This window comes from Stenotrophomonas sp. AN71 (assembly GCF_050435725.1).
Taxonomy (GTDB): Bacteria; Pseudomonadota; Gammaproteobacteria; order Xanthomonadales; family Xanthomonadaceae; genus Stenotrophomonas.
On sequence record NZ_JBNDKU010000002.1, the window covers coordinates 339,113 to 357,743 of the forward strand.

Annotated in this window: 13 protein-coding genes; 6 read left to right on the plus strand and 7 right to left on the minus strand. The window is 67.2% G+C overall.

Features of this window, described 5'->3' with window-relative positions; all coding sequences use genetic code 11:
• The 3 genes from ABH900_RS05320 to ABH900_RS05330 all read right to left on the minus strand — a co-directional run bounded on the left by ABH900_RS05320 (position 1) and on the right by ABH900_RS05330 (position 7,890).
• The gene (locus ABH900_RS05320) at positions 1 to 1,356 is read right to left on the minus strand and encodes a Gfo/Idh/MocA family protein (RefSeq protein ID WP_429621859.1); all 1,356 of its coding nucleotides are present in this window, start codon (positions 1,354 to 1,356) and stop codon (positions 1 to 3) included.
• A gap of 65 nt (positions 1,357 to 1,421) precedes the next feature.
• Positions 1,422 to 4,397, minus strand: coding sequence for a TonB-dependent receptor domain-containing protein (locus ABH900_RS05325; RefSeq protein WP_429621860.1), 2,976 nt, complete (start codon positions 4,395 to 4,397; stop codon positions 1,422 to 1,424).
• Between the two features lie 133 nt (positions 4,398 to 4,530).
• The gene (locus ABH900_RS05330; protein ID WP_429621861.1) at positions 4,531 to 7,890 is read right to left on the minus strand and encodes a TIM-barrel domain-containing protein; all 3,360 of its coding nucleotides are present in this window, start codon (positions 7,888 to 7,890) and stop codon (positions 4,531 to 4,533) included.
• A gap of 321 nt (positions 7,891 to 8,211) precedes the next feature.
• On the opposite strand from ABH900_RS05330, the gene ABH900_RS05335 reads away from it, so the two are divergent.
• From ABH900_RS05335 to ABH900_RS05360, 6 genes are all read left to right on the plus strand, one after another.
• Positions 8,212 to 9,366, plus strand: a complete 1,155-nt coding sequence (locus ABH900_RS05335) for an SIS domain-containing protein (protein WP_429621862.1) — start codon at positions 8,212 to 8,214, stop codon at positions 9,364 to 9,366.
• Complete coding sequence (locus tag ABH900_RS05340; protein ID WP_429621863.1) at positions 9,359 to 10,297, plus strand: ROK family protein; 939 nt, start codon at positions 9,359 to 9,361, stop codon at positions 10,295 to 10,297. The genes ABH900_RS05335 and ABH900_RS05340 overlap by 8 nt, the downstream gene beginning before the upstream one ends.
• A gap of 17 nt (positions 10,298 to 10,314) precedes the next feature.
• Positions 10,315 to 11,649 carry a D-tagatose-bisphosphate aldolase, class II, non-catalytic subunit gene (locus ABH900_RS05345; protein ID WP_429621864.1) on the plus strand — a complete coding sequence of 445 codons (1,335 nt, stop codon included), beginning with the start codon at positions 10,315 to 10,317 and terminating at the stop codon, positions 11,647 to 11,649.
• Between the two features lie 33 nt (positions 11,650 to 11,682).
• Positions 11,683 to 12,459 (plus strand): DeoR family transcriptional regulator, encoded by a 777-nt coding sequence (locus ABH900_RS05350; protein ID WP_429621865.1) that lies wholly within the window; start codon positions 11,683 to 11,685, stop codon positions 12,457 to 12,459.
• The gene (gene nagA, locus ABH900_RS05355) at positions 12,456 to 13,571 is read left to right on the plus strand and encodes an N-acetylglucosamine-6-phosphate deacetylase (protein ID WP_429621866.1); all 1,116 of its coding nucleotides are present in this window, start codon (positions 12,456 to 12,458) and stop codon (positions 13,569 to 13,571) included. Before ABH900_RS05350 ends, nagA begins: the two co-directional genes overlap by 4 nt.
• A gap of 166 nt (positions 13,572 to 13,737) precedes the next feature.
• Entirely contained in the window at positions 13,738 to 15,540 is a 1,803-nt protein-coding gene (locus ABH900_RS05360; protein WP_429621867.1) for an MFS transporter, read from the plus strand.
• Between the two features lie 52 nt (positions 15,541 to 15,592).
• Here the strand turns inward: ABH900_RS05360 and ABH900_RS05365 are convergent, their stop codons facing one another.
• The 4 genes from ABH900_RS05365 to ABH900_RS05380 form a co-directional block, all read right to left on the minus strand.
• Positions 15,593 to 16,009, minus strand: coding sequence for a SecDF P1 head subdomain-containing protein (locus tag ABH900_RS05365; protein WP_429621988.1), 417 nt, complete (start codon positions 16,007 to 16,009; stop codon positions 15,593 to 15,595).
• 50 nt (positions 16,010 to 16,059) lie between these two features.
• A complete protein-coding gene (locus ABH900_RS05370) occupies positions 16,060 to 16,611 on the minus strand; it encodes an HdeD family acid-resistance protein (RefSeq protein ID WP_429621868.1) in 552 nt (183 codons plus the stop codon).
• Between the two features lie 57 nt (positions 16,612 to 16,668).
• Complete coding sequence (locus ABH900_RS05375) at positions 16,669 to 17,358, minus strand: ComF family protein (protein WP_429621869.1); 690 nt, start codon at positions 17,356 to 17,358, stop codon at positions 16,669 to 16,671.
• An 88-nt stretch (positions 17,359 to 17,446) separates the two neighbouring features.
• Complete coding sequence (locus tag ABH900_RS05380; RefSeq protein ID WP_429621870.1) at positions 17,447 to 18,616, minus strand: L-dopachrome tautomerase-related protein; 1,170 nt, start codon at positions 18,614 to 18,616, stop codon at positions 17,447 to 17,449.
• Positions 18,617 to 18,631: the final 15 nt, after the last annotated feature.

Here is an 18,631-nt window from a genome sequence, read left to right on the forward strand (position 1 = left end):
TCAGTATTTACCGTCAAACGCAAAGATCGGCTTGCGCTGCTTCCACGCACCGGCGGTGAAGTCCGGGAACTCCAGCGTCTGGAAACCGTTGGCGATCGACTGCTCGCTCAGCGGCGTGATCGCGCTCCAGGTCACCGCGTCGTAGATGTCGATCGGCATCGGCGCCTTGGCCTTCAGCGCTTCAACAAACGCGTGGATGACGAACCAGTCCATGCCACCGTGGCCGGCGCTGGCGGCGGTGTCGGCATTCTGCTTCCACAGCGGATGCTCGTACTCATCCTGGTACTTCTTGAATTCCTCCCACTGGTGCGGCGGGCTGCGGCCTTCGATGTGGATCGAATGGTTCACGTCCATCCACAGGCCGTGAGTGCCCTGCACGCGGAAGCCCATCGAGTACGGGCGCGGCAGCGAGGTGTCGTGCTGCAGCAGGATGGTCTCGCCGTTCTCGCAGGCCAGCGTGGTGGTGACGATGTCGCCCAGCTTGAACTTCACCTTGGTGCTGGGATGCGTGGTGCCGCCACTCTTGGCCACGGTGTAGTCGTGCAGGCCGCGTGCCTTGGTCGCAAAGGCATTGATGTGGGTGAAGCGGTTGCCACGGTTGATGCCGGTGTACATCGCGCACGGGCCGATGCCATGGCTGGGATACAGCTCGCCATTGCGCTGCACCGAATGCTCGGTGCGCCAGCGTGCTTCGCTCCAGCCCTTGGGGCCGAATTCCACGCCGCTGTCGTAAGGCTGGTTCGGGTCGCCGGAGTTGAACTTCACACCGCGCAGGTCATGCTGGTAGCCGGCCTGCAGGTGCACCAGCTCGCCGAACAGGCCCTGGCGCACCATCTGCAGCGCGGCCATCACGTCGCGGCGGTAGCAGACGTTTTCCAGCAGCATGTACGGGGTGCCGGTGCTCAGCTGGGTCTTCAACACGTCCCAGTGGTCCTGCAGGGTGATGCCGGCCACCACTTCGCAGCCCACGGCCACGCCGGCCTGCATCGCGGCAATCGCCATCGGTGCGTGGTATTCCCACGGCGTGGCGATGATCACGCCGTCGATGCCCTTCTGTTCCAGCAAGTGCTTCCAGGCGTTGGTGTCACGGTCCTGGCCATAGGTCTTCGGCGCCGGCTTGCCGGCCTTGGTCACCATTTCGGCGGCGCGGCCGAGCATGATCGGCTCGATATCGCAGACGGCAACCACTTCGACGTCGTCGCGACGCACCAGTTCCTTCAGCAGCACCAGGCCGCGCATGCCGGTACCGATCATGGCCAGGCGCACCTTGCGCCCGCGTGCCCATGCCGGGGTCTGCGGCAGCAGGCTGCTGGCGGCGACAGCGGCACTGGCCGCGATGAATTCCCTACGCTTCATGGCAAACATCTCTCCTCTTGGCAGCGTGCCGGCCGCAGCCGGCACGCCAGGTCACGCAAACGGAATTACTTGAACCGGTAGCCGATGGTCACACTGTAACCACGGCCGAAGATGGTTGCGTAGTCACTGGAGTCACCCAGGAAGCTGTTCGGGTCGTAGAACGGCAGGCGATTGAACAGGTTCTTGACGGTGAAGCTCAGGTTCCAGGCATCGTCCGGGCGCCAGGTGACGCTCATGTTGGCGGTCCACCACGACGGTGCGCCATCACACTTGCTTTTCTGCAGGGCCAGGTAGCCGCCGGTGCAGGTTTCCTTGTTGTTGCTCTCTTCGTCGATCTGATCGGTGGCCCACTTGGTGCCGCCCACGTAGTTGACGAACATGCTGGTGGTGACCTGCTTGTAGGTCCAGTCGGCATTGAGCGTGGCGCGCAGGCGTGGGTTGTTGTAGTAGCCCACCACATCGCCGTAGTACCAGCCACTCTGTTCATCCATGTAGAAGCGGTTGCGGTTGGCGATGGTGGCGGCCAGGCCGATGTTGAGGTTGCCCCAGTCACCCAGCGAGAAGCGGCTGCGCGCATCGATGTCGAAGCCGTCGATGAGGGTCTTGCCACGGTTCTTGTACTGGCCCACCACGCTGGCCACGTTGCCGGCGGAGTAGCCCGGCAGCGTTCCCGGGCAGCTGACACCACTGGCCGGATCGGCGCACATCGCCGCCAGCTGGGCCAGGTTGGCACGGTCACTGTCGGTGATCGGCGAGCGCGACATCGAGATGATGTCTTCCATGCGGCGATAGTCGGGCGCGACGATCTCGTTGTTGCGATAGATGAACCAGTAGTCCGCCGACACCGACAGCCAGCTCGCCGGCTCGTAGACGAAGCCGAGGGTGGCGATCTTCGCCTTCTCCGGCTTCAGGTCCTTGTTCGGCTGGGTCATGCGCGCCACGGTGCGGCTGCAATCGACGTTCAGCAGGTTCTTGCCCAGATCGACATCACCCGGCCGCTGCGACTTCAGCAACAGGTTGGCGATGGCGTTGGTCTCGTTGCAGCGCAGTTCGTCACGGAAGCCACCCAGCTGTGCGAACACGCCGCCGTTGCCGGACTCGGCCAGGCTCGGTGCGCGGAAGCCAGTGGAGTAGGTACCACGCAGCATCAGCTGGTCGAAGGCCTGGTACTTGAAGCCGATCTTCGGTGCCACGTTGGCGCTGAAGTTCGGATACTTGTCCACGCGCACTGCCGCGTCCAGCTCCAGCTTGTCGGTGATCGGCGCCACGGTTTCGGCGAACAGCGCGTAGGTGTTGCGCTTGCCGTCGAACCACGAGCCGCCCTGCTGGGTGATCAGTCCGTTGGCGGCATCGGCGTTGCCCGGGGTGTAGAAGGTTTCGCGGCTGGCGTTGAAGCCGAACGCCGCGCGCATCTCGCCGGCCGGCAGCTGGAACAGCGGGCCTTCGATCTTGCCGTCCAGGGTGTGCAGGCGGGTCCACGACTGGATGTCGAAGGTCGGGAACGCTTCACGGATCAGTGCGGCGTTGGCTTCGCTGATCTCACCGAACTTGTACGCCGGGTGATCGGAGATGACCACGCGGCCGGTGCCCGGATCGATCGTGTACGGGCCGAAGGCCTTCTCGAAGCCCTTGGTGTTGACGTTGATCGTCTGGTAGGTGGTGGAGTGGGTACCGGCGCTGGCGAAGGCGGTTTCCCAGTTCCAGTCACCGACGTTGCCACGCGCGCCCGCCAGCACACGGTAGCTCTTGTCGGTGTTGCGCTGGCCGAAGTAGCTCGGGCCGGCATCCTGCAGCAGGTAGTTCAGGCCGACCACGCCGCCCATCATCGCCTTCATCTGCGGGCTGGCATGGTTGTACTCGTTGTTCGGGCCCAGGTACGGGTACAGGAACTGGTTGACGGTGTTGCCGGTGTTGCGCGAGAACCAGCTGGTCGGATTGCCGGTGGTGGTGCCGTAGGTGCGTGGCGTACCGCCGTTGGCACGCAGGTCAATGTCGGTGTAGGTCGCCTCGGCGAAGATCTCGGTGCTGTCGCCCACCAGGAAAGTGCCGTTGAGGTAGGCAGTGTTGCGCTCGGACTTGGCGCCGGCGTCGATCTCGTTGTTCATCCAGGTTTCCCAGACGCAACGCGGGCCGGCCGCTTCACTGGTCAGCACGTTCTTGCAGCCCGGCGCGGCTTCCTGCACGCGGCGGCCGGTGACCGGATCGAAGGCGAAGTAGCTGCCCGGGTTGAACTCGCCCGGCCTGCTGCCCACGCCCAGGCGCAGGTTGTTGAGGTAGTTCGGGTTGTTGACGTAGTACTGCTCGGGGCGCTTGTCGTAGAAATCGCTCAGCGGGATCGCGTCGCGGCGGTACATGTTCACCGCGCCGTAGATGTTGAAGCGGTTCTCGGTGAGGTCACCGAAGCCGGCGGTGATGCTGGCCTGGCGCTCGCCGTAGGAGTCGATGCGCGAGGAGGTGTCGTTGCTGAAGCTGATCTCCGCGCCCTGGAAGTTGCGCTTGGTGATCACGTTGATCACGCCGGCCACTGCGTCGGTGCCGTACACCGCCGAGGCGCCGTCGGTCAGCACTTCCATGCGCTCGATGGCGGCGGCCGGGATCGCATCGATGTTGACGAACTGGGTCTGGAAGCCGGCCGGTGCGCCGTAGTACGACAGGCGACGACCGTTCAGCAGCACCAGCGTGCCCTGCGCACCCAGACCGCGCAGGTTGGCCTGCGAAGCGCCATCGGAGCCGGTGAACAGCGAGCGTGCATCCTGCTGTGCCGGGCGTGCGGCCGGCAGGTTGTCCAGCACCTGCAGCAGCGTGCGCGCGCCCATGTTCTGGATGTCCTGCTTGCTGATCACCTGCACCGGCGAGGCCGTCTCGACATCGGTGCGGCGGATGTTGGAGCCGGTGACCTCGATACGGGCCAGGTCGGTGGCCTTGTCCTTGCTGTCCTGGGCGAAGGCAGGAGCGGCAATCGAGAACAGCGCGCCGGCAATGGCCAGCGTCAGCGGAGCGATCGTGCGACAGGGGGGGCGGTGGTGGCGGGCGGGCAACATCGGGGTTCTCTCCTGGCAGGGGTGCGGCGCAATAAGTGAGCGCGTGGGCGTTCGGCGGGCAAAACGCTCCCGGGCCACGGCCATGAGGGCCGTAGTCGGAATGGGCGGGGGGAGGAGCGGTGTTACGTAGGGGTCATGGGGCGACGATGCTGGCGGAGTCGCCCTCCTGGCCGATCAGTACGGCGTTGGCCCAGTTGGCGCAGACCTGGGCAGGTTGACTGCCCTGCGCACCCAGCGTGCGCAGGCTCAGGGTGGAAAGGCCACGGATGTCCAGCTCCGGCTTCACCACGCCGGGCGCCTTCACCAGGCCGCTGTCGTACAGCAGGCGGTTGTCGCCCCAGACCTGGAACTGCAGGCCACCGGCGCTGCGGCAGGCATCGTCGATGCCGAGGTCGGCACGCAGCAGGTGCCAGCCGCCCTGCAGGCGCAGGTCGATGCGGCTGTTGGCGCCCACGCCCAGGCCGCGGCGGAACTGCAGGCCGTTCATGCGCATGCCGGCGTCGCCACGGAAGGACTGGTCGGTGCGCAGCTGGCTGGCCAGCGCGGCCGGCACCGGCAGCTCGGAGAGATAGCGCTGCCGGGCCGGTCGCTCCGGTTCCTGGTGTTCGAGGATATGGAAGGTGGACAGCGCGATCGGGCCCACGTCGCGCGGCTGCAGCGCGTCGAAGGCACGGGCGCTGCCCTGTGCCGCCGTGACCATCGGGTCGGTGCTGCTGGCGCCGTCGCCCTCCGGGTTCTGCACGCTCAGCACACGGAAGCGCAGCAGGCGACCGGCGTGGGCCGGGAAGTCGATGCGCTGCACGCCTTCCTTCAACTGCAGGCGGCCGCGGGCGATCGGCTCGCCCCACTCGCCGTTGCTGTCGCCCAGGTACACCTCGTAATCGCGTACCTGGCCGTGCTTCCAGTTCTTGTCGTTGCGCGGCGCGATGTCGATGCCGTCGATCATCCTGCGCTCGCCGAAGCCGATCACCCACTCATGCGCGCCGGTGCGCACGGCCTGGTTGCGCACGCTGCGGAACCAGGTGGCCGGGTCATCGTCGAAGGCATTTTCCAATGCATGGCCGGGTTCCTCGGCCGGGCGGTTGACCACCAGCAGGCTGTCGGCCGGCAGTTCGCGGCCCTGCACCGGTGCGGCCGGGTACGCATCGTCGGCGGCCGCGACGGCCACCGCGAAGTCAAGCTGCAGCTGCAACGGCTGGCGGATGTCCTGGGTGGCAGTGCGCACATGCACGGTGCCGCGGCGTTCGGAGGCATCGAAATACCAGCCTTCAGCAGCACCGTTGAACGCAGCGGCATCGGCCAGCGCCGGCAGCGCGCGGCCGCCGGCCTGCACCGCACGCGGCGCCTGTCGGCTGAGTACGCGCAGGCCATAGCGGCGCTGCGCCAGCTGGCCGTTGTACTGGCCCTGCACTGCGTCGATCTGCACCTGTACCGGGCCACTGCCCTGCGCCGGCGCCTGCACGTGGACCCGCTGCGTGCTCGACTCGCCCTGCTGGTAGCGGCGGGTGTTGCCATCGTCTTCGTACAGCGTGTACTGCGACTCACCCTGCGGGTAGAGGTCGAAGGTCACCTCATCCAGCGGCTTTTCGCCATCGAACAGCATCGACGGGTACATCGGCAGGATCGCACCGGCACGCACGAACACCGGCAGCGTGGCCAGGTCCACCTGGCGGTCGAGCTGGCGGCCATCGGCGCCGGCCTGCACGCGGCGGCCATCCCAGTAGTCGATCCAGCCGCCGGCCGGCAGGTGGATGTCGCGGCGCCAGCCACGGCTGGCGGCCTGGCTGCGGTACACCGGCGCCACCAGCAGGTCGCGGCCAAGCAGGAACTGGTACTTGTAGGTCTCATCCTGCGCATGCGGGTCGCGCGGATTATCCCACATCAGGCCACGCACCGGCGGCGCGCCGGTCTGTGCGGCCTCGTGCACCAGCCCGTACATGTACGGGGTCAGGCGCATCTTCAACTTCAGGTAATCGCGGTTGATGCTGCGGTAGGGCTCGTCGTACCACCACGGGTGCTTGCGCGCGTTCGACGACCAGCCGCTCATGCCCATCAGCACCGGGGTGAATGCCTTCCACTGCAGGTCGCGGGTGAAGGTCTCGGCACTACCGCCGAAGATCGCATCAACATCGCCACTGGCATAGGCCATGCCGGACAGGCCCGAACCAACCAGGGTCGGCACGTGCCAGCGGATGTAATCCCAGCTGCTGCTCTGGTCGCCGGTCCAGGCCACCGCATAGCGCTGGATGCCGGCCCAGCCCATCACCGTCCACAGGAACGGGCGGGAGTCGGAATTGTCGAGGATGCCGTTGAACGCCTGGCGGTTGGCATCCATCGCGAACTGGTAGCCCTTGCCGGTCCAGGCCACGTCCAGCTTCTGCACGCGGCTGCCGGCCTTGCCCACTTCCCAGGCGATCTTGTCGACGCCGTTCTCGGTCCACAGGCCAGTGCGGAAACCGTATCCGGCCAAGCCCTTCACTGTTTCCGGCAACTGCTTGTATCCGCAGCCGTAGCCGTCGTTGGGCAGGATCCAGCCACCGGGCATGTCGTGGGCACGGTACTGCTTGGCCACGCTGTCGATCACGTCCGGCGTGGTGCCGGTCGGGCCATCGCTCCAGCCTTCGGGCACAGTGCCGGGCTTCTTGCTGTTGTCGCCGTCGTTGTAGCAATCGGCATCGCCGTAGGACAGCGCCCAGCGCGCAACCATGTTCGGCCGCCCGGTCAGCTGGGTGTAGCGCTCGATCAGCTTGGGCAGATCGGCGCCAACGAAGTAATAGGCATCGAAGCGGTCTTCGCGATGCAGCAGGGTGGCCTGGTCGGGCTGGCGCAGGTCGTAGCTGCCATCACTCCAGGTGTTGCGCAGCATGCCCCAGCCACGGCTGCTCAGCAGCATCGGCGCGGGGCTGGGGCGGTCGCCCTCTTCCCAGCCGCCGGAGTAGGACACCTCCAGCTCACGGCCCTTGAACTGGTAACGGCCGTTCTGCTGGCCACCACCGAAGTAGCCTTCATCAGCCTGCGAGGACAGCACCTGCACAGTCTGCGTGGCATCCAGGTCCAGCGGCTGCAGTTCCTGCCACAGTGCGGTGGGCTGGCCGTTGTCCAGGCGCTCCAGGCGCAGGCGCAGCGGCTGCCGCTGCACATGCAGCACCAGTGCATCGGTGCGCACGCGGATTTCCTGCGCGTCTTCTTCCAGCTGTGCCTGTACGGTGGCCTTGGGCTGCGGCAGCACGATCGGCGCAGCCTTGTCACCGGCACCGGTCAGCTTGCCGTTGCGGCCGGCCTGCACGCGGAGGATGTCGGTGGCCGGCAGTTCGATGCGGATGCGCGCGCCCGTGTCGGTCTGCAGGTCCCAGCCACGTACACCGTCGCGGCTGTCGCTTTCGCCGACCGAGCGCAGGTTGCCGACCGGCTCGGCCTGGGCCGGCATGGACGCCAGCAGCAACGCCGGCAACAGGGCCAGCAGCAGCGGCGAGCGACGAACGCAGTTTTCCACGCGGACTCCCAACCCGTTCACCGGGCGTTTCGAAAGCGGTTGGGCCGACTCTAGGGCAGCGATTCGAAAGATGTCAACAAATTGAAAGGAAAAAGGAAGATATGTTCCTTTGAAACGAAAGTTGGTGCGTCGCAATACTTTGTGTAAGCGCTTGCAGGCGCCTGTTAAGCATTGTGCGATACGGCATTTGGCCGGCCCTTTCGTTTTTTCGGGCATCTGCGACGGGAAAAGTCGTCCACCCATTTTCTTTCCTTTTACTTTCGATGTTTGACATTTCGAAAGAAAACGAAGATGGTGCGCTGGCCCAACTGGAACCTCCGAATGGACGTCACCCTGCTTTCCGATGTGTCCGCCTGGCAGCGCCTTGGCGGAGCCGATACCGCTACCGAAATCGCCCAGCAGCCTGCGCTGTGGGAAGCCCTGGCGCAGGACCTGTCGCGTGCCCGCGACCGCCTGCAGGCGTTTCTCGGCGACAGCCTCAACGATCCCAACCAGCGCGTGCTGTTCACCGGCGCCGGCAGTTCCGGCTTCATCGCCGAAATGGTGGCCGATGCGATCAACGCGCAATGGCCAGCCGACGTACGCGTGGTGCACACTACCAGCCTGCTGACCCACCCGGCGCTGTACCTGCAGCACGACCGCCCGACCCTACTGGTCTCGTTCGGCCGCAGCGGCTCCAGCCCGGAAAGCGTGGCGGCGGTGGACCGCGTGCGCAGCGACGTGGACGACGCGCGCTTCCTCGACATCACCTGCAATGCGGATGGCGAACTGGCCCGCCGCGGTGCCGGCCGCGCCGATACCTGCACCCTGCTGATGCCGTCGGCCAGCTGCGACCGTGCGTTTGCCATGACCAGCAGCCTGACCTGCATGCTGCTGGCCGCTCTGACCGTGTTTGATCGTTCGCCGTGGGATGCACGCGTGGCGCGCCTGAAGCAGATCGCCGCGCTGGCCCGGGAAGGCCAGGCGCAGTGGGATGCGCCGGTGGCAACGCTGGCACAGCGTCCGTTCAATCGCGTGATCTACCTCGGCAGCGGCCCGCTGGAAGCGCTGGCGCGCGAGTGCGCGCTCAAGGTGCTGGAGCTGACCGCCGGCCGCGTGCTGGCGCTGGCCAACACGCCGCTGGGCTTCCGCCACGGGCCGAAGTCCACGCTGGATGGCAACACGCTGGTGGTGGTGCTGCGCAGCGTGCAGCCGCTGGCGCGACGCTTCGAGCAGGACCTGCTGGAAGAACTGCGCCGCGACGGCGTGGCCGGCCAGGTGCTGGCAATCGGCCCGCATTCGGATATCGGCGCCGATGACGAATACACCCTCACCGTACCGGCACTGGACGATCCGTGGCTGGCATCGGTGTGGCTGGGCTTCGCACAGTTGTTCGCGCTGCAGCGATCGGCTGCACTCGGCCTGACCCCGGACAACCCGTTCCCGGACGGCACCGTCAACCGCGTCGTCAAGGGCGTCACCATCCACCATGGCTGAGCTGATCGCCCACGCCTGCTACGGCATCGACATCGGCGGCACCAAGATCGAGCTGGTGGCGTGCGATGCAGCGATGCAGGTCACCTGGCGCCGCCGCGTCAGCACGCCGCAGGGTGACTACCCGGGTTTCCTGCAAGCCATGCAGGTGCTGGTCGCCGAAGCGGATGCCGCACTGGGCCGCAGCGATGCCGCCATCGGTATCGCCCTGCCCGGCGTGCGCGACCGGCGTACGGGCCGCCAGCTGAGCGCCAATGTTCCCGCGCTGACCGGCCACAGCGTCGCAGCGGATCTTCAGGCACGCCTGCAGCGCCCGCTGCACTTCGGCAACGACCTGCAATGCTTCGCCCTGTCTGAAGCGCATGGCGGTGCCGCCGAGGGTTACCCCAGCATGTTCGGTGCGATCCTCGGCACTGGCGCCGGCGGCGGTTTCTGCCTGCGGGGGCGCCTGCTGTCCGGCTTCAACGGCCTGGCCGGCGAATGGGGCCACTGGAGCGTGCCTGGCCACCTGCTGCAGCGCCACGGGCTGCCGTTGATCGACTGCGCCTGCGGCCTGCAGGGCTGCGTCGAGCGCTATGTATCGGGCAGCGGGCTGGCGATGATCGAACGCCACCTGGGCGGCAGTGCAGCCGACGCCAGCGCGGTGATTGCCCTGGCCGAAGCCGGCGACACACGCGCACGCCAGGCACTGGACATCCACCGCGACCTGCTCGGCCACAGCCTGGCGGCACTGGTGCTGGCGCTGGATCCGCACGTGATCGTGCTCGGTGGCGGCCTTTCGCAGTACACGCCGCTGTACCAGCAGCTGCCGGCCGCCATCTCGGCCCATCTGTTCAACGGCGTGCAGGTTCCCCCGATCGTGCCGCCGCGCTTCGGCGATGCCGGCGGCGCACGTGGTGCCGCCCTGCTCGCCTGCCAACCCTCGTATTCCTGATTGACCGGAGCCTGACCATGTCCCCGTTGCAGACCCTGCTTGCTTCCCACCGTGCCGGCGCCAATGTCGGCCTGTACAGCGTCTGCTGCAGCAACGAACAGGTGCTGCGCGCGGCCATGCACGTGGCGATGGCCCATGGCACGGTGCTGTTGATCGAGGCCACCTCCAACCAGGTCGACCAGTTCGGCGGCTACACCGGCATGACCCCGCCGCAGTATCGCGACTATGTCGGCGCACTGGCCGAGGAGGAAGGGTTCCCGCGCGAACGGCTGATCCTCGGTGGCGATCACCTCGGCCCGAATGCGTGGCAGAAGCGCCCCGCCGCGGAGGCCATGACCCACGCGCGCGTGCTGATCGAAGCCTACGTCGCTGCCGGTTTCCACAAGATCCACCTGGACTGCAGCATGTCCTGCGCCGATGATCCGGTGCCACTGCCCGATGCCATCGTTGCTGCACGTTCGGCCGAGCTGGCCGAAATCGCCGAGCGCACCGCCGCCGAACACCGCCTGCCGCCGCCGGTCTACGTGATCGGTACCGAAGTGCCGATTCCCGGGGGCGAGGCCTCGCTGGCTGAGGGCCTTCAGGTGACCACACCGGCCGCCGCCGCACAGACCCTGGCCATCCACCAGCAGGCGTTCGATACGCCGCAGCTGCGCGATGCCTGGCAGCGCGTGATCGCGATGGTGGTGCAGCCGGGCGTGGACTTCGACCACAGCAGCGTGCACGAATACGACCCGGCCGCCGCCGGCACGCTGGCCGATTTCCTCGAACAGCAACCGCGCATCGTGTTCGAGGCGCATTCCACCGATTACCAGCGCGAAAGCGGTCTGCACTCACTGGTGCGTGATCACTTCGCCATTCTCAAGGTCGGCCCGGCCGCCACCTTCGCCTACCGCGAGGCGCTGTTCGCGCTGGCGGCGATCGAGGCCGAACTGCTGCCGGCTGCGCAGTGCTCGCGTCTGCCGCAGGTGCTGGACGAGGTGATGGTGGCCCAGCCGAAGTACTGGCAGTCCTACTACCAGGGCGACGAGGCCGCGCTGCGACTGCTGCGCAGCTACTCCTTCAGCGATCGATGCCGCTACTACTGGGGCGAGCCGACGCTGGTGCAGGCCGTGCAGACCCTGTTCGCCAACCTGGAACGGCATGCACCGCCACTGGTGCTGCTCAGCCAGTACCTGCCGGAGCAATACCGTGCCGTGCGCGAAGGCCACCTGGCCAATACGCCCACGGCCCTGGTGCAGCACCGCATCGGCCTATGCCTGGGCGAATACGCCCGTGCCTGCAGCACCAACCAGGCCGGAGCCCGCACGCGGAACGCAAGCTCGGCTGCCGCCGTTCCTGCGAACGGCTAATCTCTACCTTTCCCCGCGAAACCGAGAATGGCCATGCGCAACACCCGCTCCCGCCGGCAACAGATCCTGCAGCTGCTGATCGAGCACGGCTCGGTGCAGGTCGCCGATCTGGTCGAGCGCTGCGGCGTGTCGGCGGTGACGATCCGTGCCGACCTGACGCATTTCGAGTCCCAGGGCCTGGCCAACCGCACCCACGGTGGCGCCACCCTGGTGCGCACGCCGCCGCAGGAACAGGACATTCACGAAAAGGACGCCCTGAATCTGCCGCTGAAGGAATCGATCGGTGCCCGTGCCGCGCGACTGGTGCAGCCGGGTGACAACATCATCATCGACTCCGGCTCGACCACGATGACCCTGGCCCGCCACCTGCGCACCCATCGCGACGTGACGGTGATGACCAACGGGCTGAACATTGCGTGGGAGCTGGCCAATGCCGCAGGCATCACCGTACTGCTGACCGGCGGCCTGCTGCGCCAGCAGTCGCTGTCGCTGCAGGGCAGCCAGGCCGAGGCCAGCCTCAACTCGTACAGCTTCGACACCTTGTTCCTGGGTGTGGACGGCCTGGACCTGCAATTCGGCCTGACCACCCACGACGAGGCCGAAGCCCGCCTCAACCACCGCATGGTCGAGCGCGCGCGCCGCATCGTGGTGCTGACCGACGCCTCCAAGTTCGGCCGCGTCAGCCTGCACCGCATCGCCCGCCTGGACCAGATCCATACCGTCATCACCGACGCCGGCATCGACGACGCATCCCGCGAGGGCCTGCAGCGGCTGGGCATCGAAGTGATCATCGCCGAGCCTCCCGCATGACCGACACCTGCTCCCTGCAGGGCCGCATCCTCACTCCGCTGGGTTGGCGGCGCGGCCACGTCCACTTCGATTCACACGTGCGCCAGCTGCAGGTGGACGATCACAGTGGCGGCGACGAGCGACAGCTGCCGGTCATCCTGCCCGGCTTCATCGACCTGCATGTGCACGGCGCGGCCGGCGTGGACCTGATGCAGGGCGGCGGCGTGGCACGTACCATCGCCCGCTCCCATCTGCGCTTCGGCACCACCACGCTGCTGGCGACCACCATGACCGCCGGCCTGGACGAGATCGAGAACGCGCTGCAGGGCGTGGCCGCCACCATGGCCGCACCCGATGCCGAGGCGGCGTGTATCGCCGGCGTGCATCTGGAAGGCCCGTTCATCAGCCCGCAGCGGCTGGGCGCGCAGCCCAACCGCACCATCGAAGCGACGATGGCGCTGGTGCAGCAGCTGCATGCGCTGGCCCCGATCCGGGTGATGACGCTGGCACCGGAGATCGGCGAGCACACCGCGCTGATTCCGGCGCTTTCCGCGATGGGTATCCGCGTACAGCTCGGCCACAGCGCAGGTACTTACGAGGAGGGTGTTGCTGCTCTGCAGGCCGGCGCCTCCGGTTTCACCCATCTGTTCAATGGCATGACCGGCGTCGATCACTACCGCCCGGGTATCGCGGCGGCGGCACTGGCACATGCACAGTACGCCGAGATCATTCCCGACCTGCAGCACATCCACCCGGGCGTGATCCGCCTGGCCGCACGCGCGATCCCGCGCCTGTACGCGGTGACCGACGCCACCGCCGCCACCGGCATGCCCGATGGGGAGTACGCGCTGGGAGAACAGCGTGTGCACAAGTGCGGTGGTTGCGTGCGTCTGGCCAGTGGTTCGCTGGCTGGCAGCGCGCTGACCATGGACCAGGCGCTGCGCAACCTGGTGCAGGTCGGCCTGGAGCTGGCCGATGCCTCGCAGCGCGTTTCCACGTTCCCGGCCGACTACCTGGGCCTGGGCGATCGCGGTCGCATCGCGCCCGACGCCCGCGCCGACCTGGTGGTGCTGGACGCCGAGCTGCGCCTGCAGCAGGTGGTCATCGGCGGCCGTGTGGTCGATCTGCACTGAGCCGCGCATTTCTGTAGAGCCGAGCCATGCTCGGCTGCTTTTCTTACCGACATCGACGACCGTGCCGCGCCTCGCACGGCAAGCCGAGCATGGCTCGTCTCTACATGAAGCGCGCAAGCGCAATGCCTCAGCCACGCACCATCCCCGTTATTCCAGGAATACGCCGATGACCGCAGCCGCCGCACCTGCCGTACCCGCTTCCACCGCCCCGCGCTGGCCCGTACGCTACCTGCTCTTCATCGGCGGCCTCGGTGGCCTGCTGTACGGCATCGACATCGGCATCATCGCCGGCGCCCTGCCCTACCTGGAAGCAACCGCCAGCCATGCCTGGCAGCTCAGCAGCCAGCAGCTCGGTTTCGTGGTCGCTGCGGTGCTTCTGGGCAGCGTGCTGTCCTCGCTGTTCGCTGGCATGGTGGCCGACCTGATCGGGCGACGTGGCGCGATGCTGCTGGCCGGGCTGCTGTTCACCGCTTCGATCCCGATCATGGCACTGGCCTCCGGCTACACCCCGCTGCTGCTGGGCCGCCTGCTGCAGGGTGTCAGTGGCGGCCTGATCGGCGTGGTGGTTCCGCTGTATCTGGCCGAAGTGCTCAGCCCGGAGCGTCGCGGCCGCGGCGCAGCGATGTTCCAGCTGCTGCTGACCATCGGCCTGGTGCTGGCCGCGCTGATCGGCCTGTATCACGCGCATGCGGTGGACGATGCCGCCGAAGCCGTGCGTTCGCTGCCGGTGGCGCAGCAGGCGCAGGAACTGTTCGCGGTGAAGGACCACGCCTGGCGCACCATCTTCTGGAGCTGCCTGGCGCCGGGCCTGCTGTTCTGCGCCGGCATTTTCTGGCTGTCCGAATCGCCGCGCTGGCTGGTGCGTCGCGGCCGCGTGGACGATGCCCGCCGCAGCCTGCAGCGCGTGCTGCCCGCTGCGCAGGTGGAAACCACGCTTGCCCAGATCCAGGCGCCGGAATCGAGCGGCAGCAATGGCAAGCGCGAGGCGCTGCTCAGCCGCCGCTATGTGGTGCCGTTCCTGCTCGCCTGCGTGGTACTGGCCTGCACCCAGGCCACCGGCATCAACTCGGTGCTGGCCTACGCGGTGAACATCCTCAACCAGGCAGGCCTGTCCGGCTCGGTGGCCAACAGCGCCGACGTGGCGATCAAGCTGCTCAACGCGGTGATGACCGTGGTCGCGCTGTTGCTGGTCGATCGCAAGGGCCGCAAGTTCCTGCTGATGCTGGGCAGCGGCGGCATCTGCGTGGCCCTGCTTGCCGCGGCGACGTTGTTCTTCCAGGCCGAGCGTGGCCGCGCCGACGTGCAAGCGCAACTGCAGGCCGCCGTCAGCGGCGATCGCCTGCAGCTGGTGCTGGATGACGCGCAGTGGCAGCGTCTTGGCAGTGGCATCGACAGCGAAGGCCGTCCGATGCAGCTGACCGTGTCGTATGCCTACGGTGACTTCACCAATGTGCGGGCCCTGCGCAGCGACAGCCTGACCGACCGTGAGCTGCGCATCGAGCGCGCCGGTACCGTGCAGCCGGACAGCGTGATCGGCACATTCTTCCGCAAGCTCCACCTGAATCCGTTCGCCGACCCGGCCAGTGCCGCGCAGGCACCGCTGCGCATCGAGCAGGCCCGCGTCGGCCCGGTGCCGCCGCCGGCGCACGGCTGGGCAGTGGCCGCCTGCATCCTGGTGTTCGTCGCGTTCTTCGCGGTCGGCCCCGGCGTGTGCGTGTGGCTGGCACTATCCGAGCTGATGCCCAACCGCATCCGCTCCAACGGCATGAGCATCGCACTGCTGATCAACCAGTTCGTGTCCACCACCATCGCCGCGATCTTCCTGCCGACCGTGGGCCACTACGGCTACGCCAGCATGTTCGTGTTCTGGGCGGCGTGCACCTTCGTGTTCTTCCTGGTGGCCGCGCTGTGGCTGCCGGAGACCAAGGGCAAATCACTGGAAGAGATCGAAGCCCGGTTCGCCCGGTAGCGGTCGACCTGGGTCGACCTCCGCGCGCAGCGCGGGGTTGTTGGCGCGCCCGTCACTTGCCGGTGATGTGCTTGGCCAGTTCCTGCGCCTCGTCCTTGCCCGGCAACCCGCTCAGCCTCATCGATTCAGAGAACGGTCCCTGTACCGTCGCCACCGTCACCACACGGCCATCCACACTGATCGCGATACGTTGGCCGACCATCGCCGCCGTGCCATCGTGGATGCGCTGGTGTGCCTCGGGTCGATAGCGGATCTGCAGCGCCGTCATGCCGTAATCATCCAGCACAGAGCGCACATCGGCGATGTCCGCGCTGTTGGCAATCGGTGGCTCGCGCAGGGTCAACCGCTCGTCCTGCCACTGCACTGGTGCGCCCTTGCCGGCCGCATCGACTGCACTCAGGCGCACATCCACACCGGCAAGCGGCGGGCGGTCCGCTCCCGCCCGCGTGCTGGGCGTGGCACCCGACATGCATCCGGTCAGGACCACGGCCGCGCCCAACAGCAGTGGAAGCGAAAGCCTCACTTCAGCTTTCGCAGCTTGAACGCCACCAGCACCTGCAGCAGGCCGTACAGCAGGCTGCCGATGCCGATCCACAGCGTGGTCACCGCCACACCCGCGTACGGGTTGGCCGCGAACAGCAGGCCCAGCACCACTGCCAGCACGCCACTGAGGATCAGCAGCCACTCACCCTGGATCTGCTTGCGCACGCGGATCGCGAGCACGATGCGATAGATGCCGGCCACCAGCAGCCACGCCGCCAGGAACAGCACCAGCACGCTGGCGGTGGCCAGCGGATTGATCACCGCCAGGATGCCGAAGCCCAGCGAAGCGATGGCGTAAAGCGCCAGCCAGCCGCGCGACGCACCGCTACCGCCGCTGACCAGCGCAAACAGGCTGATCACGCCTTCAACAATGGCCATCACACCCAGCGTCCAGGCCAGCGCCATCGCCGCCGACAGTGGCCAGCCAATGGCGACAATGCCAAAGCCCAATGCGACAAGCCCATAGAGCAGCAGGATCCACCAGCTGCGCCCAACCGCCGACAACAGGGGAGACAAGGGGGAATTCATCGCCACTCCTTCGATCCGGATTCGCCCCATCCTAGCCCTTCCGCATGAAAGCGGCGATCACGGCACCCGCGCGCACACCCACACACGCACCTCGTCGGCACCCACCGCACGCAGCGTTTCGGCAATCTCCATCACCGTACTGCCGGTGGTCATCACGTCATCCATTACGGTCAGCCGCGACGGCACCGGCCCACGTACATCGAAGGCATCGAACAGATTTTCCCTGCGCTGTTCCGCGCTGCGCTCGGACTGGGGCGCGGTGTGACGGCGCCGATACAGACCGTGCCAGACTGGCATCGGCAGCAGCCGGCACAGCTCCCCGGCCTGGTTGTAGCCGCGCTGGCGCAGACGACGGTTGTGCAGCGGCACCGGCACCAACGGCAGGCACGACCACGGCGGTGGCGCACGCTGCATCAGCTGCGCCAGCAGGCGACCGGCGGCCAGATCCTGATGGAACTTGTAGCGCACCAGCAGCTGATCGACCGGCGGCAGGTAGAGCAGGCTGGCATGGGTCGCCGCTTGCGGCGGTGCTTCTTCGCGGCAACTGCCGCAGACGATCAGCGCGGTGTCCGGCAACGGCAGTGCGCAGCGCAGGCAGGCGCGGCCGGACCAGGGCAGATCGGCAAGGCACGCAGCGCAGAGATCGAGCGCATCCTGGCCGGGATCGTTGCAGACCAGGCAGCGCAGCGGCATCAACTGGCGCAGCAGCGCCTGCAGGGCGTGACCAGCGTTGAAGAGGGCAGGCATGCGTCCCAGCGTGCCCCCTCCAGCCGCTCGATTCCATAGCCGTCGGCCTCAACGGCCTGTAGGAATTCCAGGTCGCCCGCCGCCGCAATCAGCGCGTCGGTGCGGGCGCGGCATCCACCCGGGTGCGATACACCATGTAGGGCTTCTGCCGGCGATCAACGCCGCCATTGAAGCCGGCCTGCCGATGCAGTTGGTTGGCGGTGAAGTACAGATAGCCATCCGGCCCCATCGACAGCGTATCCGGCCACAGGATGCGCGGATCGTGCACCACCGTGGTCCAGCGCCCCTGCGCGTCGCGTGCGTGGATGGCGTTGTGTTCGTAGTCGCTCGCATACAGGCGGCCGTTGGCGTCCATCTCCATGCCATCGGAGGCGCCCTTGTCACCCAGGTCCACCACCGCCGCCGCCAGTTCCGCTTCACTCACCTTCGGATCGCGCAGCAACGCGGTCGGCACGCTGTACAGATGACGACTGGACAGTGGCGTGTAGAACAGCGTGCTCCCATCTGGCGAAAGCGCGATGCCATCGGCGGCAACGGTGAACGGCGCCGATGAGCCGTCGGCCTTGCGCAGCTGCATCCGCTGGCCTTCCACGATCGGCACGAATGCGAGATCGGCGGAGGTGGACACATGCCCGACCAGGCGCTTGGATGCAGCCCCCGTGGCAAGATCGATCACGATGATGCCGCCAATGCCACTCAGCGACGAATCGGTCACATAGGCCACGCCTTCGCGGCCGACACGGAAGTCGAAGCGCACGTCGTTGACGTAGGTGCGCGCATCGATGACGTTGGCCGGGAACACGACGGTCCTTGCCACGGTATTGGTCGCCAGGTCGATCGCCACCAGCTTGGCGCCGCCGGCCTGTGGGGCGGAGAAGCCGGGCGCTGCAGTATCCAGCACCCACAGGTGGCCCTGACCGTCGGCCACCACGCTCTGCACGCTGATGAAATGGGCGGCCGGATCGGTTCCCTCACTGCGGTTGATGCGCGCATCCGGATAGGGCACGGAGCGGCCATCGCGCCACTCTGCCACGCTGTAGGGCACCTCGTCGCCCCAGCGCGGGAAGTTGACGAAGATCCGCCCGGTTTCCGAAACCGCCACGCTGGTCGGCATGGCGCCTTCGAAGCGCGCCACCGGCTCGAGGGTACCGATGCTGCGTTCGCTGGGCAGCAACGGCGTGCCGGTGATCGCCAGCGCGGGGGAACTGGCCAGGGCCAGGACGGCGGCCGCCAGGCGGCGGATACGGCAATTGATCATGGTCGCTCTCTCGAT